Here is a 15,437-nt window from a genome sequence, read left to right on the forward strand (position 1 = left end):
GGACCGCCTATAGTCCACACCGGGCCTGGGTCAGGCGAGGACGGAAAGCCCCTGGGCCTTGGCCTGGTACATGCGGGTGTCGGCGGCGGAGAGGAGCTCGTCGGGGGTCCTGCCGTCCTCGGGGAAGGCGGCGAGGCCGATGTTGACCCCGAGGCAAAGCCCGTTAAAGCAGAGGGCCTCTATGGCCCGGGCGTAGCGGAGGGCGGCCCTTAGGGCCCCTTCCTTCCCGGTGTGGGGGAAGAGGGCCGCGAACTCGTCCCCGCCCCAGCGGAAGATCCGGTCCCCGTTCCGCCTTTGCCCCTCCAGGGCCTCCGCCACCTTCATGAGGGCGAGGTCGCCCACCGCGTGGCCCAGGCGGTCGTTCACCTGCTTGAAGCCCCTCAGGTCCATGACCGCGAGGGCGAGGGGGTAGCCGTAGCGCTCCGCCCGCTTGAGCTCTTCCAGGAAGGCCCGCTCAAAGGCCCTCCGGTTGGGCAGGCCCGTGAGGGGGTCGGTGAGGGCGGCCTCCTCCAGGAGCTTCCGGGTGCGGCTTTCGTGGAAGAGGGTGGCGAGGGGTGCGGCGAAGAAGCGGGCGGCCTCCAGGGAGTCCTCGCCGAAGGCTTTGGGGTCGTGGAGGTTGTCCAGGTTGAGGTAGGCCAGGACCTCCCCCTTGTAGGGGATGGGGAGGCAGAGGTTGGCCTGGATCTCCTGGGCCTTCCCGGCGGTGTCTATGACCTCGGGCGGGGCGGTCTCGTGGCTGATCTCGGCGATGGGCCTTTCCTCCACGCTGAGGAGGCGGGGCTCCCCTTGGCGGGCCTTTTCCTCCCCCAGGCCGTACCATTTGAGCTGGGCCTCCCGGGTGAAGGCCAGGGCCTTTAGGCCCTCCAGGTCGTAGCCGTGGGCCGCCTTGTAGCGGTAGGCCCCGCCTTCCCAGACCAAGAGGCTTCCCGCCTCCGCCCCCGGGACCTGGCGGATGGCCTCTTCCAGGACCGCCTGGTAGAGCTCCTCCGGAGGTTTTTCCAAAAGCTCCAGGAAGATCCGGTTGACCGCCTCGTGCCGGGCCTTTTCCGTGAGGCGTTCCAGCCCAAGGCCCAGGGTGCGGGAAGCGAGGAGGAGGAGGTCCACCTCGCTTCTCCGCCAAAGCCTCTCCGCCCTCTGGCCCACCACAAAGACCTGCCTCGCCCGGGGCGCCCCCGGGGTGGGGACGGGGAGGGCGGCGAAGGTGCGCCAGTCCAGGGCCTTGAGGGCGGGCACCACCCGGGCCTCCTCGGCGTAGCGGGCGGTGAAAAGGGGGCTTCTCGTCTCGTAGACCTTCCAGGCGAGGCCTACCCCGTACGGGAGGCCCTCCTCCAGGACCTTGCGGAGGGCGGGTTCCTCCACGCCGTAGGCCGCGAGGCTCACCATGCGGGCGCCCCGGACCTCAAAGAAGGCGCCGGCCTCGAGGCCTAGCCCCTCCACCAGGAGGGCCAGGGCCTTCTCCGCCGCTTGGGCCAGGGTGGGGGCGCTTTGCAGCCTCTCCGCCAGCTCGGCCTGCAGCCTCCTTTCCCGCAGGTCGGCCAGGCGGTCCAGGTGGAGGCTCACCGCCTGGGCGAAGCGCTCCAGGCCCTCCCGGAGCTCCTCGGGAAAGGGCCGGTCCCGCTCCAGGTTGAGGACGGCCACCACCTCCCCCCTTTCCCGAAGGGGCAGGGCGAGCTCGGCGAGGGCCTTGTGGTCCGGGGGGGCGATGTAGTCCGGGTCCCGGCGCACGTCGGGCACGTACGCGGGCCTCCCCTCCCGAAAGGCCCGGCCCACCACGCCCCCGTAAGGGATGGTCTGTACGGAAAGGGGGGGGTGGGCGGCGAGGAGGCGGAGGGCTTGCCGCTCGGGCACCCACACCCCTACGTGCCCCCGCTCCCCGAGGCGGGCGAGGCGTTCGGGGAGGCTCTTCAGGAGTTCTTCCCGGTTCTGGGCCTTGGGGAGGGCCTCCAGGGCTTCGGCGAGGAGCCTGTGGGTCTGGGCCAGGTGCTTGGCCCGGCGGTGGGCCTGGCGCAGGCTTCTCCCCACCTCCTCGGCGAGGAGGGCGGCGAGGAGGAGGGCGGCGAGGGAGGGGAGGTCCAAGGCCCCTTGGAACGCGAGGAGGAGGCCTGCGAGGCCCACGGCGACAAGCCCCGCTCCGAGCCCGAAGACGCTCGCTACGAGGCCCACGGCCACCCATGCTACCACGGCCTCGGCTTGGGGAGCGGGGGAGGGTGCGGTGGTTCACATTCAAAAAGTTTCGTATGAAATAAAGTGCCGCCCGTGGATTGGGAGCTCCTCGCCCGCTTCTTCCGCCTGCAGCGGCTTCTGCGCCAGGAGGTGGAGGCGCGGCTTGGGCCTTTGGGGCTTTCGGGCCTCGAGGCCTGGCTCCTCAAGGTGCTCTCCCAGCGCCCCTACCCCTCGGAGGCGGCCCGGGCCATGGGCCTCCCCCCGCCCACGGTGAGCCATATGGTGCGCCGGCTGGAGCAGGCGGGCTTTCTCGCCCGAGAGGTGGACCCGGAGGACCTCCGCCGCCACCGCCTCCGGCTCACGCCCAAGGGCGCGAAGGCTTTGAGGCGGGCGGAGGCCCTCATGGCCGAGGCTTTCGCCCGGCGGGCCTCCCGCCTCCGAGAGGAGGAGCGGGCGGAGCTTTTGCGCCTTTTCGCCAAACTGGAGGAGGACGCGGAATGAACCCTACCCTGAACGCCAAAGAGGTGCGCTACACCATGGTGGGCATCCTGCTGGGGCTTTTTCTGGCGGCCCTGGACCAGACCATCGTCTCCACGGCCATGCCCCGCATCGTGGGCGAGCTTAAGGGGGCGGAGTACTACGCCTGGGTCACCACCAGCTACCTCCTGGCCTCCACCGTGTCCGCCCCCATCTTCGGCCGCCTCACGGAGCTTTTCTCCCGCAAGAGCATCCTCCTTGTGGCCGTGCTCCTTTTCCTCCTGGGCTCGGCCCTTTCGGGCCTCTCCCAGAACATGGCCGAGCTCATCCTCTTCCGCGGCCTCCAGGGGCTGGGGGGCGGGGCCCTCTTCGCCCTCGCCCTCACCACCATCGCCGTGCTCTTTCCCCCCAGGGAGCGGGGCAGGCTCGCCGGGGTCTTCGGGGCCCTGTTCGGCCTCTCCTCCGCGGTGGGGCCCTGGCTTGGGGGGCTTCTCACGGACCACCTCTCCTGGCGGTGGGTCTTCTACATCAACATGCCCGTGGGGGCCGTGGCCCTTTGGTTCATCCTCCGCTACATGCCGAGGCTTTCCCCAAGCCACCGGGAGTCTTTTGACTTCCTGGGGGCTTTGCTCCTTGCGGGCTGGGCGGTGCCTTTGATGCTCGCCTTCTCCTGGGGCGGGAGCACCTACCCTTGGGGAAGCCCCGAGATCCTGGGCCTTTTCGCTCTGGCGGCCTTGGGCCTCTCCCTCTGGGTGGGGGCGGAGCTTCGGGTGAGGCACCCCCTCTTTGACCTCTCCGTGTTCCGCATCCCCACCTTCACCTTCGCCGCCTTGGCCTCCTTCTTCTACGGCCCGGCCTTTTTGGGGGCCGTGGCCTTCCTGCCCCTCTACCTGCAGGTGGTGAAGGGGGTTTCCGCCAGCCAAAGCGGCGTCACGGTCCTGCCCCTGACCTTGGGCGTGGTCCTGGGGAGCGTGGGAGGCGGGCAGCTTTCCGCCCGCCTGGGGCGGTACAAGGCCCTCCTCCTCGGGAGTGCCCTCTTCCTCCTCCTCCTCTTCCTCACCTTCCACTTCGTCCTCCGGGTGGACACCCCCCTTTGGCTGGCGGTCCTCCTCTTCTTCCTGGTGGGCCTGGGCTTAGGGCCTGCGCAAAGCCTCCTCAACATCGCCGCCCAGAACGACGTTCCAATGAGCCGCATCGGGAGCGCCACCAGCGCCGTGCAGTTCATGCGCCAGATCGGCTCCACCATGGGCATCGCCCTTCTCGGCACGGTGCTTTCGGGAAACCTGAGCGCCCACCTCGCCCAGGCCTTCCCCGCCGGGGCCTCCGCGCCTTCCATGGCCCGGGTGGGGGAGGGGATGGCCCTGGACCTGGACCGGGAGTTCGCCCGCCTCGAGGACCTCCTCGCCCGCGCCCTCCGTGGGGACGAGGCGGCCTACCGGGCCCTCCTTCAGGACCCCATGGTCCCCAAGGCCTACCTCCAGGGCCTGCCCCCCGGGGGGATCCCCGCCCGCTTCGCCGCCCTGGAGGAAGAGGTGCGGGCTGCCCTTTCCGGGGACGAGGCCGCGCGGAGGGCCCTCCTTCAGGACCCCGCCCTCCCCGAGGACCTGAAGGCTTTCCTCCGCGCCCCCCAGGGCGCCTTGGGGCCCGGGGCGGTGGAGGCCGCCTTGGCCCAGGCTGAGGCGCGGGCTCTGGAGGAGGCCACGCGGCAAGCGGTGGCGGGCCTCGAGGCGGCGAAGGCCCGGCTCAAGGAGGCCCTGAGCCTCGGCATCACCGAGGCCCTGCGGCGGATTTTCCTCTATAGCGCCCTCTTCATCCTCGGGGCCTTGGTCTTCGTCCTCCTCCTTCCCGACCGGGAGCTCAAGGGGAGGCCCGCTCCGGTAGAGTGAGGGGGTGGTCCGGGGTTTTTACCTGCGCTTCGGCGAGGGGGTCGTTGAGGAAGCGAACCGCAGGGCCCTCGCTCTGGCCGAGGCCCTCCTCCGCGCCCCGCCTCCCGGGCTTCTGGACGCCGTGCCCGCCTACGGCGTCCTCTACCTGGAGTACGACCCCAGGCGGCTTTCCCGAGGGTGGCTTTTGCGCCTTCTTAAGGGGCTTCCCCAGGAGCGGACCGAGGAGGGGCGGGTGGTGGAGATCCCCGTGCGCTACGACGGGGAGGACCTCCCCGAGGTGGCCTCCCGCCTTGGCCTCTCCCTCGAGGCGGTGAAGGCCCTCCACCAAAAGCCCCTCTACCGCGTCTACGCCTTGGGGTTTACCCCGGGTTTCCCCTTCCTGGCGGAGGTGGAGCCCGCCCTGCGCCTTCCCCGGAAGCCCCACCCGAGGCCCCGGGTGCCCGCCCACGCCGTGGCCGTGGCGGGGGTGCAGACGGGGATCTACCCCCTTCCCTCTCCCGGGGGCTGGAACCTGCTCGGGACCAGCCTGGTGGCCGTCTACGACCCCCACCGCGAGACGCCCTTCCTCCTCCGCCCCGGGGACCGGGTGCGCTTCCTGGAGGCCGAGGGGCCCACGCCGCCCGAGCCCCGTCCCCTGGAGCTCCTCCCCGAGGAGCCCAGGCTTCCCGCCCTCCTCGTGGAGGAGCCCGGGCTTCTGGACCTGGTGGTGGACGGGGGCCGCTTCCTCGGGGGGCACCTCGGCCTTGCCCGCTCCGGTCCCCTGGACGCCCCTTCCGCCCGGTTGGCCAACCGGCTCGTGGGAAACGGGGAGGGGGCGCCCCTCTTGGAGTTCGCCTACAAAGGCCCCGTCCTCACCGCCCTCCGCGACCTGGTGGCGGCCTTCGCGGGCTACGGCTTCGTCGCCCTTCTGGAAGGGGAGGAGATCCCCCCGGGGCGAAGCTTCCTCTGGCCCCGGGGCAAGACCCTCCGCTTCCGCCCCCGGGGCCCGGGGGTGCGGGGCTACCTGGCGGTGGCGGGGGGCCTCGAGGTCCGGCCCTTCCTCGGCTCTGCCTCCCCGGACCTTCGGGGGAGGATCGGGAGGCCCTTGAGGGCAGGGGATCTCCTGGGCCTGGAGGCGCCTCGCCCGGTCCGCCCCGGGAGGGCCTTCCCCCAGCGCCCGCTCCCCGAGGCCTTCCGCCTCCGCCTCCTCCCCGGGCCCCAGTTTTCGGGGGAGGCCTTTAGGGCCCTTGGCTCCGGCCCCTTCCGGGTGGTGCGGGCGGACCGGGTGGGGGTGGAGCTTTCGGGGCCGGAGGTCCCTGGCGGAGAGGGGCTTTCCGAGCCCACTCCCCTCGGCGGGGTCCAGGTGCCCCCCTCGGGGAGGCCCCTGGTGCTCCTCGCCGACAAGGGGAGCTTGGGGGGGTACGCCAAGCCCGCCCTGGTGGACCCCCGGGACCTCTGGCTCCTGGGGCAGGTCCGGCCTGGGGTGGAGATATACTTCACAAGCGAATATAATCGTGAATAAAAGCACAAGATGGCCGAAGACCCCCTTCCAGCCCCCGGGAAGGGGAGGGGCCCAGGACTCAGCCCACCCCCTCCACCACCACGGCGATGCCCTGGCCCACGCCGATGCACATGGTGGCGAGGCCGAACTGGACCTTTCGCCGCCTCATCTCGTGGACCAGGGTGGTGAGGATGCGGGCCCCGGAGGCCCCCAGGGGGTGGCCCAGGGCGATGGCTCCGCCGTTGGGGTTGAGGCGGGGGTCCTCCATGTCTAGGCCCCACTCCCGAAGGACGGCGAGGCTTTGGGCGGCGAAGGCCTCGTTGAGCTCAATGAGGCCGAGGTCGGAGAGGCTAAGGCCTGCCCGCTCCAGGGCCTTTCTGGTGGCGGGCACGGGGCCGATGCCCATGATCCTTGGGGGGACCCCGGCCACGGCGATGGCGCGGACGCGGGCGAGGGGTCTCAGGCCGTGGGCCTTGGCGTAGTCGTCGGAGACGAGAAGCACGGCCGCCGCCCCGTCGTTTAGGGGGCTAGAGTTCCCCGCGGTCACCGTGCCCCCCTCGCGGAAGACGGGCCGGAGAGCGGCGAGCTTCTCCAGGGAGGTGTCCCGCCTGGGGCCCTCGTCCACCTCCACCAGGGCCTCTTCCTTGCCGCGCTTCACCGGCACCGGGACCACCTCCTCCCGGAAGCGCCCCTCGTCCCAGGCCCGCACCGCCTTTTGGTGGGAGAGGAGGGCGAAGCGGTCCTGCTCCTCCCGGGGGATCTTGTACATCTCCGCCAGGTTCTCGGCGGTCTCGCCCATGCTCTCCGTGCCGTAGAGGGCCTGCATCCTGGGGTTGACGAAGCGCCAGCCCAGGGTGGTGTCGTACATGACGAGGTTGCCGGTGGGAAAGCCCCGCTCGGGCTTGGGGACGGCGTAGGGGGCGCGGGACATGGACTCCACCCCGCTTCCGATATACACCTTGCCCTCCCCGGCCCAGATGGCCCTTGCCGCCTGGGCCACGGCCTCCAGGCCGGAGCCGCAGAGGCGGTTTACGGTGCAACCCGCCACCTCCACGGGGAAGCCGGCGAGGAGGAGGGCCATGCGGGCGACGTTGCGGTTGTCCTCGCCCGCCTGGTTGGCGCAGCCCGCGTAGACGTCCTCCACCTCCTCCTTGGGGACGCCGGCGCGCTCCATGAGGGCGGAGAGGGCATGGGCCAGGAGGTCGTCTGGGCGCACGGAGGCCAGGGCCCCCCCGTGCTTGCCGATGGGGGTCCTGACGGCTTCCACGATCCAGGCTTCGGGCATGGGATCCTCCTTACCGAACGGTCGGTAGTAGCTTAGCCGGGGGGCGGGGGCGGGGTCAAGCGGCTAGACGGAGAAAGAAAGCACAAGCGGGTTTAATCGTGAAAAACCTCACTAACCACCCCGTACCAGAGCCTCCACGTCCTCCCACCGCTCCACCGGAAGAAAGCAAACCCCCTTCCGGCACACGTAGGCCTTCCCCGGCTCGCGGCCCTCGAGGGCGGGAAGCGCCCCGGCAGGCCCCAGGACCAGCTGGGTGAGGGGCAGGAAGGCCCCTCTTGCGGCCTCGAGGAGAGGGGAGGGCAGGGGCAGGGCGAGTTCCGTGCCCCTCTCCCAAAGCGCCTTGGCCAGGAGCGCCCCCGGGAGGGCGTGGGGATAGCGGGCCAGCCAAAGGGCCTTCTCCGCCAAGACCTCCTCCGCCCGCTCCCGGTACTCCCCGCCGAAAACGGCCCCAAGCCGGACCAAGGCCTCGGCCAGGGCGCTTTCCCCCGAGGGGAGGGCCCCCTCCTCCACCTCCTTGGCGGGGAGGGGGAGGGAAGGGCCTTCCCTAAAGAGCCTCCAGCCCGCCTCCGCGAACCTCTGCGCCCAGTCCAGGTAGGGCCACTCCCCCGTGGCGGCGTAGAGCTCCAAAAAGGCCAGGGCGGCGAAGGCCTGGTCCGAAAGGTAGGCCTCCTCCCCCAGGCTCCCCCGCCAGGTGTGCCGCAGGAGGCCTCCCCGGTACATGTGGGCGAGGAGGAAGCGGGCGCCCCTCTTGGCCGCCTCGAGGTAGCGTTCCTCCCCAAAAAGCCTCCCCGCCTCCGCCAGCGCCCTAATCGCCAAGGCGGACCAGTCCGCCAGGACCTTGTCGTCCAAGGCGGGGGGCATGCGCCGCCTACGGGCCCCTTGCAGCTTCGCCCGCACCCCTTCCCGCCAGGCGAAAAACCCCTCCCCCAGGGCCTTCCTCACCTCGGCCTCGCCCCAGGCGGTGAGGACGGACCTCTCCCCTAGGTCCTCCCCCAGGGCGAAGTAGCGCTGGGCCAGGGGGAAGTCCTCCCCCAGGGCCTCCCTAAGCTCCGCTTCGGTCCAGGTGTAGTAGCGCCCCTCCTCCCCCTCGCTTTCCGCGTCCAAGGCGGTGTGGAAGCCGCCCTCCCGGCGCTGCATGGAAAGGAGCCAGTCCAGGGTCTCCCGGGCCACCCGCAGGAAGAGGTCCTCGCCAAAGAGCTTGTAGGCTCCAAGGTAGACCCGGACGAGGAGGGCGTTGTCGTAGAGCATCTTCTCAAAGTGGGGGACCCTGAAGAAGCGGTCCACGCTGTAGCGGTGGAACCCCCCGCCCACCTGGTCGTACACCCCTCCGAGGGCCATGGCCCTGAGGGTGGGGCGGAGGAGGCGCGCGGCGCGCCCTTCCCCCTCCCAGGCCCGGGCGAGGAGGTAGAGGAGGAGGGGCCCCTGGGGGAACTTGGGGGCGGGGAGGAACCCTCCCCACTCGGGGTCAAAGGCCTGCTCCAAGTGGTCCAAGGCCTCCTCCTCCGCGCCTTCGGGAAGGGGCCCGGGGGGCGGGGTGAGGCTTTTCCAGAGGGCCCGGGTCAGCCGCTCCGCCTCTTCCAGGACGGCCTCCCGCTTCCCCGCCCAGGCCTCGGCCACGGCCAAAAGGACCCGCCTGAAGCCGGGAAGGCCCATCCGGTCCTCCTTGGGGAAGTAGGTGCCCCCGAAGAAGGGCTTGCCCTCGGGGGTGAGGAAGAGGCTCATGGGCCAGCCCCCCTGGCCGGTGAGGCTCACGAGGGCCCGCATGTAGGCGGCGTCCACGTCGGGGCGCTCCTCCCGGTCCACCTTCACCGGGACGAAGTGGGCGTTGAGGAGGCGGGCCACCTCCTCGTCCTGGAAGCTTTCCCGGTGCATCACGTGGCACCAGTGGCAGCTGGCGTAGCCCACGGAGAGGAAGATGGGTTTGTCCTCGGCCTGGGCCTTGCGGAAGGCCTCCTCGCCGAAGGGGTACCAGTCCACGGGGTCTTCCGCGTGGGCGAGGAGGTAGGGGCTGCGGGCGGCCTTTAGGCGGTTTCCCATCCCCTTCAGGCTAAGGCGGGGGGGCGAAGGGGAAGGACCCCTTTCTTACAATGGGGGCGTGATGGGCGAAGCCTTTTGGGAAACCGGCTTGGAGGAAGCCCTAAAGGCCTGGCTCCAGGAGGACCTGGGGCAGGGGGACCTCACGAGCCTCCTGGTGGTTCCGGAGGACCTCGAGGGCGAGGCCGTGATCCTCGCCAAGGAGGGGGGCATCCTCGCGGGGCTTGGGGTGGCGGAGCGGGTTTTCGCCCTCGCGGACCCACGCACCGCCTTCACCCCCCTGGTGGCGGAGGGGGCGAGGGTGGCGGAGGGGACGGAGGTGGCCCGGATCCGGGGGCCTTTGCGGGGCATCCTCGCCGGGGAGAGGCTCGCCCTCAACCTCCTGCAACGCCTCTCCGGGATCGCCACCCTGACCCGGGCCTACGTGGAGGCCCTCGCGGGCACCAAAGCCCAGATCCTGGACACCCGCAAGACCACCCCGGGGCTTCGCGCCCTGGAGAAGTACGCCGTGCGGGTCGGCGGGGGGAGGAACCACCGCTATGGCCTCTTTGACGGGATCCTCCTCAAGGAGAACCACGTCCGGGCGGCGGGGGGCGTGGGCGAGGCGGTGCGGCGGGCCAAGGCCCGCGCCCCCCACTACCTCAAGGTGGAGGTGGAGGTGCGAAGCCTGGAGGAGCTGGAGGAGGCCCTAGAAGCCGGGGCCGACCTCATCCTCCTGGACAACTTCCCCCTCGAGGCCCTAAGGGAGGCGGTGCGCCGCGTGGGGGGGCGGGTGGCGCTGGAGGCGAGCGGGAACATGACCCTGGAGCGGGCAAGGGCCGCGGCAGAGGCCGGGGTGGACTACATCTCCGTGGGGGCCCTCACCCACTCGGCCAAGGCCTTGGACCTCTCCCTCCTGGTAGTGCGTCCATGATGGCAATATGTGCTATCATGATGGCATGGTGCGCACCCAGGTGCAGCTCACCGAGGCCCAGTGGTCACGGCTCAAGGCCAAGGCCCGCGCGGAAGGGGTTTCCCTGGCGGAGCTGGTGCGCCGGGCAGTGGAGCGGTTTTTGGAGGAGGAGGAGGGCTACGAGGACAAGGCCAGGCGGGCCCTCCTCGCCCTGGGCCGCTTCGCCTCCGGCCAAGGGGACGTGAGCGAGGCCCACGACCGGTATCTGGAGGAGGCTTTTGGCCGTCTTCCTTGACACCTCGGCCCTCTACGCCCTTCTGGACCGGGACGACGCCCACCACCAGGAGGCCGCCCGGACCTTCCGGGAGCTCCTCGAGGCCCGATGGCCGCTGACAACCCACGCCTACGTGGTGGTGGAGAGCGTGGCCCTGGTCCAAAGGCGGCTCGGCGTGGAGGCGGTCCGGGCCCTGGTCCACGACCTCATGGGGGTGGTGGAGGTAGCGCCCGTGGACGAGGCCCTGCACCGCGCCGCCCTCACGGCCCTCCTCGCCTCGGGCAGGCGGGAGGTGAGCCTGGTGGACTGGACGAGCTTCCTCTTCATGCGGGAAAGGCGGTTGGAAAAGGCCTTCGCCTACGACGAGCACTTCTGGGAACAGGGCTTCGTCTCCGTAGGGGAGGCCCTGCATAATGGATAGGATGCGTGGGGAAGCCCTGGCGCAGGAGGTCCTCAGGCTCAAGCGGGAGCGGAACGCCGTCATCCTGGCCCACTCCTACCAGCTCCCCGAGGTGCAGGAGGTGGCGGACTTCGTGGGGGACTCCCTGGGCCTCGCCCGAGAGGCCCAAAGAACGCGGGCCGAGGTCATCGTCTTCTGCGGCGTCCATTTCATGGCGGAGACCGCCGCCATCCTGAACCCCGAGAAGACGGTGCTTCTGCCCGACCTGGAGGCGGGCTGCTCCCTCGCCGACAGCATCCGGCCCGAGGACGTCCTGGCCTGGAAGGCAAAGCACCCCGACGGGATCGTGGTGGCCTACGTGAACACCAAGGCTGAGGTCAAGGCCCTGGCGGACGTCTGCGTGACGAGCGCGAACGCCGTGGAGGTGGTCTCCCGGCTTCCCCAGGACCGGCCCATCTACTTCGTCCCCGACATGTTCCTGGGGGCCCACGTGGCCCGGGTCACGGGGAGGAGGCTGGACCTCTTCCCCGGGGAGTGCCATGTGCACGCGGGGATCCGGGAGGAGCACCTGAAGGCCCTCCTGGAAGCCCACCCGGGGGCGGAGTTCCTCATCCACCCGGAGTGCGGCTGCGGCAGCGGATGCCTCTACCTCAAGCCCGACGCCAAGATGCTCTCCACGGAGGGGATGGTGCGCTACGCCAAGGGGGCGGAGGCCCGGGAGTTCGTGGTGGCCACGGAGGTGGGGATCCTCCACCGCCTTAAGAAAGAGGCCCCGGAAAAAGCCTTCTTCCCGGTGAAGCCCGACGCCGTGTGCGAGTACATGAAGCGGATCACCCTGGAGAAGGTCTACCTCTCCTTGAAGGAGATGCGCCACGTGGTCCGGGTGCCCGAGGAGGTGGCGAGGAGGGCGCGCCGGGCCCTCGAGGCCATGGTGGCCGTGGGGTGATGGAGCGCCGCAGCGCCGACCTCCTCGTCCTGGGCGCCGGGGTGGCGGGGGTCTCGCCGCCTTGGCCGCGGAGGAGAGGGGGGCCCGGGTCCTCCTCGTGAGCAAGGATCCTTTCCCTGCAGGCTCCACCCCCTGGGCCCAAGGGGGGGTGGCCTTCCCCGTGGGGGAGGAGGACCTCGAGGCCCACCTCCGGGACACCCTCGTGGCCGGCCGGGGCCTGGTGGAGGAAGGGGTGGCCCGCTCCATCCTGGAGGAGGTCCCCCGCCACCTGGAGAGGCTTCGCGCCTTCGGCCTCCCCTTCCACCCCGAGCCCACCCGGGAAGGGGGGCACTCCCGCGCGAGGGTCTTCCACTTGGGCGGGGACCGGAGCGGGCTTCTCCTCCTGGAGGGGCTCCTTAAGCGGCTTTCTACCCCCGTGGTCCCCGCCCAGGCCCTAAGCCTCCTCGCCTCCGGGAACCGGGTGGCCGGGGCCCTCCTTTGGGGGCCGGAAGGGCTTTGGGAGGTCCGGGCCGGGGCCGTCCTCCTCGCCACAGGAGGGTTTGGCCGCCTCTTCCCCGTGACCACCAACCCCCAAGGGGCCACGGGGGACGGGATGGCCCTCGCCTGGCGGGCGGGGGCGGGGCTTAGGGACCTAGAGTTCGTCCAGTTCCACCCCACGGCCCTTCCCAACGGGGCCCTGGTCTCCGAGGCCTGCCGGGGGGAGGGGGCCATTCTCCTGAACGCCCATGGGGAGCGGTTCATGCCCCGCTACGACCCCCTGGCGGAGCTCGCCCCCCGGGACGTGGTGGCCCGGGCCGTCTTCCGGGAGAGGGAGCGCACGGGCGGGGTCTACCTGGACCTGAGGCCCATCCCCCGCCTGGAGGAGCGCTTCCCCACGGTGGTGGCCCAGGCCCGCACCCTGGGCCTGGACCCCCTGAAGGCGCCCCTTCCCGTGGCCCCGGCGGCCCACTACGCCATGGGCGGGGTGAGGACGGACGCCTTCGGCCACACGGGGATCCCCGGGCTCTTCGCCGCGGGGGAGGTGGCCTCCACCGGCTTCCACGGGGCGAACCGCCTGGCCTCCAACAGCCTCCTCGAGGGCCTGGTGGTGGGGTGGCGGGCCGCCCTAAGGGCCCTGGAGGACCTGGCCTTTCCCCCAAAAGCCGCCCCCCTCCCCGCCCTCGCCGCCCCGCCCGAGGCGGTGGCGGCCCTAAGAGAGGAAGCGGGGGAGGCCCTTGGGGTGGTGCGGCGCAAAGAGGCCCTCCTCGCCTTCCTCCGCCGGGCGGAGGCCGTGCCCCTGGAGGAGGTGGAAAGAGCCGGCAGGGACCGGCTCGAGGCGGGAAGCCTCCTCCTCCTCATGCGCCTCCTCGCCCGGGCGGCCTTGGCCCGGGAGGAGAGCCGGGGCGCCCACTTCCGGGAGGACTTCCCCCTGGAAGATCGCCCCAGGCACAGCCTCTTCCAGGGGTGGCGCCTCGCTTTCCTCCCCGTGGGTGTAGGATAGGGGAGGAGGCGATTATGAAGGGGCACCCCGAGGTGATCCAGAGCCTGCAGGAACGGCTTTCCGAGGAGCTCGCCGCCATCCTCCAGTACATGGTCCACGCGGAGCTGGCGGAGAACTGGGGCTTCAAGGCCCTGGCCCGCCACCTCAAGGCCCACGCCATCACCGAGATGCGCCACGCCGAGAAGCACATTGAGCGCATCCTCTTCCTCGAGGGCTTCCCCGAGGTGAGCCGCATCGGGGAGATCAAGATCGGCCAAAGCGTGGAGGAGATCCTCTTCAAGGACTACGAGGGGGAGGTCCAGGCGGTGAAGGGCTACAACGAGACCATGAACCTGGCCCAACGCCTCGGGGACAACGGCACCCGGGAGATGATCGCGGAGATCCTTAAGGACGAGGAGGCCCACGTGGACTGGCTGGAAAGCCAGCGGGAGCTTCTCCAGCAGATGGGCTTGGCCAACTACCTGCAGTACCTGGCCGGGGAAGCGGAGTAGAGCCCCCCCGTGGAGGCCTTAGGCCACCGGGGCCTTTAGGTGCTTGCGGGCCCAGCGGTCAATGGCGGCGATGACCGCCTCCAGCTCCCGCCCCGCCTCCGTGAGGCTATAGCGGGTACGGGGCGGCATGTAGGACTCCACCCGCTTCTCCACCACCCCCAGGCGGACCAGTTGGTCTAAGCGCTGGGAGAGGGTGGCGGGGTTGACGCCCCCCACGGCCCGGGAAAGCTCGTTGAACCCCTTGGGCCCCTCCAGGAGGGCCCGGATGATGTGCAGGGTCCACTTCTCCTGGAGGAGGTTCAGGGCCGCGTAGACGGGGCAGAAGGCCTCGGCCATACCCCCATGGTACCACAGGGGGTAAGCGCTTTGCCCGGTAAAGCGAAAGGGGGGCACCCTTGCGCCGGGACCCCGGGGCGTGGAAACATGGAAACGAAGGAGGTGAGGCTATGAAGGTCACCTTGAGCGTGCTCAAGGCGGACATCGGCTCGGTGGGCGGGCACACCCTGCCCAGCCGCAAGGTCCTTGCCAGGGTGGAGGAGGTGGTCCGGGAGGAGGTGGGCCGCCTCCTCCTGGACGCCTACGTCTTCCACATCGGCGACGACATCGTCCTCCTCCTATCCCACACCCGAGGGGTGCGGAACCAGGAGGTGCACGCCCTGGCCTGGAAGGCCTTCCGTGAGGGCACCGAGGTGGCCAAGGCCGAAGGCCTCTACGGGGCGGGCCAGGACCTCCTCAAGGACGCCTTCACGGGGAACCTCCACGGCCTCGGGCCCCAGGTGGCGGAGATGGAGTTCACCGAGCGCCCCTCGGAGCCCTTCATGGTCCTCGCCGCCGACAAGACCGAGCCCGGGGCCTTCAACCTCCCCCTCTACCTGGCCTTCGCCGACCCCATGTACTCCTCGGGCCTCCTCCTTTCCCCGGAGCTTAGGCCCGGCTTCCGCTTCCGCATCATGGACCTGGCCCAGACGGAGCGGGACAGCTACATTGAGCTGGACGCCCCCGAGCGCCTCTACGACATCGCCACCCTCCTTCGCGACTCCCACCGCTTCGCCATAGAGTCCATCTGGTCCCGGAAGCACGGGGAGCAGGCCGCCGTGGTGAGCACCACGCGCCTGAGGAACATCGCCGGGCGCTACGTGGGCAAGGACGACCCCGTGGCCATCGTCCGCACCCAGAAGATCTTCCCCGCCACGGAGGAGTTCGGCCCCGTCTTCGCCCTCGCCCCCTACGTGGCGGGGGACACCCGGGGAAGCCACCACATGCCCCTGATGCCCGTGCGGGCCAACACCCCGGCCTCCACCTTCTTCTGCGTGCCCATGGTGTGCGGCCTGGCCTTCTCCTTGCGGGAGGGGCGGCTTTCCGAGCCCGTGGACCTCTTCGCCGACCCCGTGTGGGAAGCGGTGCGGGCCAAGGTGGTGGAGAAGGCCCAGGAGATGCGCCGCCAGGGCTTCTACGGCCCCGCCATGCTTCCCATGGAGGAGCTGGAGTACACGGGGATCGCCGAGCGGCTGAAGGCTTTGGAACGGGAGTTCAGTTAAAGGCCAAAAGGGGGGCCCCCGGGAGGTTCCCGGGCCCGCCCTGGACCTCGAGGCCCAGAACCTCGCCCGCATCCTCCGGGAGACGGGCGCC

The 15,437-nt window shown here is 70.6% G+C and carries 13 protein-coding genes and 1 pseudogene; 10 read left to right on the top strand and 4 right to left on the bottom strand.

Annotated elements, in window-relative coordinates:
- Positions 1 to 30 precede the first annotated feature (30 nt).
- Positions 31 to 2,169, bottom strand: coding sequence for a diguanylate cyclase domain-containing protein (locus tag TthTMY_RS06055; RefSeq protein WP_223903537.1), 2,139 nt, complete (start codon positions 2,167 to 2,169; stop codon positions 31 to 33).
- 87 nt (positions 2,170 to 2,256) lie between these two features.
- On the opposite strand from TthTMY_RS06055, the gene TthTMY_RS06060 reads away from it, so the two are divergent.
- Genes TthTMY_RS06060 through pxpB form a run of 3 tightly spaced genes read left to right on the top strand, consistent with a single transcriptional unit; the run spans position 2,257 to position 6,027 of the window.
- Positions 2,257 to 2,664 (top strand): MarR family winged helix-turn-helix transcriptional regulator, encoded by a 408-nt coding sequence (locus tag TthTMY_RS06060; RefSeq protein WP_096410633.1) that lies wholly within the window; start codon positions 2,257 to 2,259, stop codon positions 2,662 to 2,664.
- The gene (locus TthTMY_RS06065) at positions 2,661 to 4,526 is read left to right on the top strand and encodes a DHA2 family efflux MFS transporter permease subunit (RefSeq protein ID WP_096410634.1); all 1,866 of its coding nucleotides are present in this window, start codon (positions 2,661 to 2,663) and stop codon (positions 4,524 to 4,526) included. Before TthTMY_RS06060 ends, TthTMY_RS06065 begins: the two co-directional genes overlap by 4 nt.
- 4 nt (positions 4,527 to 4,530) lie before the next feature.
- On the top strand, positions 4,531 to 6,027 hold the full coding sequence (gene pxpB / locus TthTMY_RS06070; protein WP_223903082.1) for a 5-oxoprolinase subunit PxpB: 1,497 nt from the start codon (positions 4,531 to 4,533) through the stop codon (positions 6,025 to 6,027).
- A gap of 58 nt (positions 6,028 to 6,085) precedes the next feature.
- Here pxpB and TthTMY_RS06075 read toward each other — a convergent pair whose 3' ends face one another.
- On the bottom strand, positions 6,086 to 7,291 hold the full coding sequence (locus TthTMY_RS06075; RefSeq protein WP_096410635.1) for a thiolase family protein: 1,206 nt from the start codon (positions 7,289 to 7,291) through the stop codon (positions 6,086 to 6,088).
- A gap of 111 nt (positions 7,292 to 7,402) precedes the next feature.
- Complete coding sequence (locus TthTMY_RS06080) at positions 7,403 to 9,328, bottom strand: thioredoxin domain-containing protein (RefSeq protein ID WP_096410636.1); 1,926 nt, start codon at positions 9,326 to 9,328, stop codon at positions 7,403 to 7,405.
- Positions 9,329 to 9,389: 61 nt separating this feature from the next.
- On the opposite strand from TthTMY_RS06080, the gene nadC reads away from it, so the two are divergent.
- From nadC to bfr, 6 genes and pseudogenes are all read left to right on the top strand, one after another.
- The gene (nadC, locus tag TthTMY_RS06085) at positions 9,390 to 10,238 is read left to right on the top strand and encodes a carboxylating nicotinate-nucleotide diphosphorylase (RefSeq protein WP_096410637.1); all 849 of its coding nucleotides are present in this window, start codon (positions 9,390 to 9,392) and stop codon (positions 10,236 to 10,238) included.
- 25 nt (positions 10,239 to 10,263) lie between these two features.
- Entirely contained in the window at positions 10,264 to 10,512 is a 249-nt protein-coding gene (locus tag TthTMY_RS06090; protein WP_096410638.1) for a CopG family transcriptional regulator, read from the top strand.
- Positions 10,496 to 10,912, top strand: a complete 417-nt coding sequence (locus TthTMY_RS06095) for a type II toxin-antitoxin system VapC family toxin (RefSeq protein ID WP_096410639.1) — start codon at positions 10,496 to 10,498, stop codon at positions 10,910 to 10,912. The genes TthTMY_RS06090 and TthTMY_RS06095 overlap by 17 nt, the downstream gene beginning before the upstream one ends.
- A gap of 1 nt (position 10,913) precedes the next feature.
- A complete protein-coding gene (gene nadA, locus TthTMY_RS06100) occupies positions 10,914 to 11,837 on the top strand; it encodes a quinolinate synthase NadA (RefSeq protein WP_418952555.1) in 924 nt (307 codons plus the stop codon).
- Positions 11,837 to 13,317: pseudogene (locus TthTMY_RS06105) on the top strand (L-aspartate oxidase). Before nadA ends, TthTMY_RS06105 begins: the two are co-directional and overlap by 1 nt.
- 14 nt (positions 13,318 to 13,331) lie before the next feature.
- Complete coding sequence (gene bfr, locus TthTMY_RS06110) at positions 13,332 to 13,808, top strand: bacterioferritin (protein WP_093006827.1); 477 nt, start codon at positions 13,332 to 13,334, stop codon at positions 13,806 to 13,808.
- Between the two features lie 18 nt (positions 13,809 to 13,826).
- On the opposite strand, the gene TthTMY_RS06115 is transcribed toward bfr, so the two are convergent.
- Positions 13,827 to 14,144 carry a winged helix-turn-helix transcriptional regulator gene (locus TthTMY_RS06115; protein ID WP_096410641.1) on the bottom strand — a complete coding sequence of 106 codons (318 nt, stop codon included), beginning with the start codon at positions 14,142 to 14,144 and terminating at the stop codon, positions 13,827 to 13,829.
- A gap of 110 nt (positions 14,145 to 14,254) precedes the next feature.
- On the opposite strand from TthTMY_RS06115, the gene fbp reads away from it, so the two are divergent.
- Complete coding sequence (gene fbp, locus TthTMY_RS06120) at positions 14,255 to 15,346, top strand: fructose-1,6-bisphosphate aldolase/phosphatase (RefSeq protein ID WP_096410642.1); 1,092 nt, start codon at positions 14,255 to 14,257, stop codon at positions 15,344 to 15,346.
- Positions 15,347 to 15,437 lie beyond the last annotated feature (91 nt).

Origin of the sequence: Thermus thermophilus, from assembly GCF_019974155.1 — a bacterium.
GTDB lineage: Bacteria > Deinococcota > Deinococci > Deinococcales > Thermaceae > Thermus > Thermus thermophilus_C.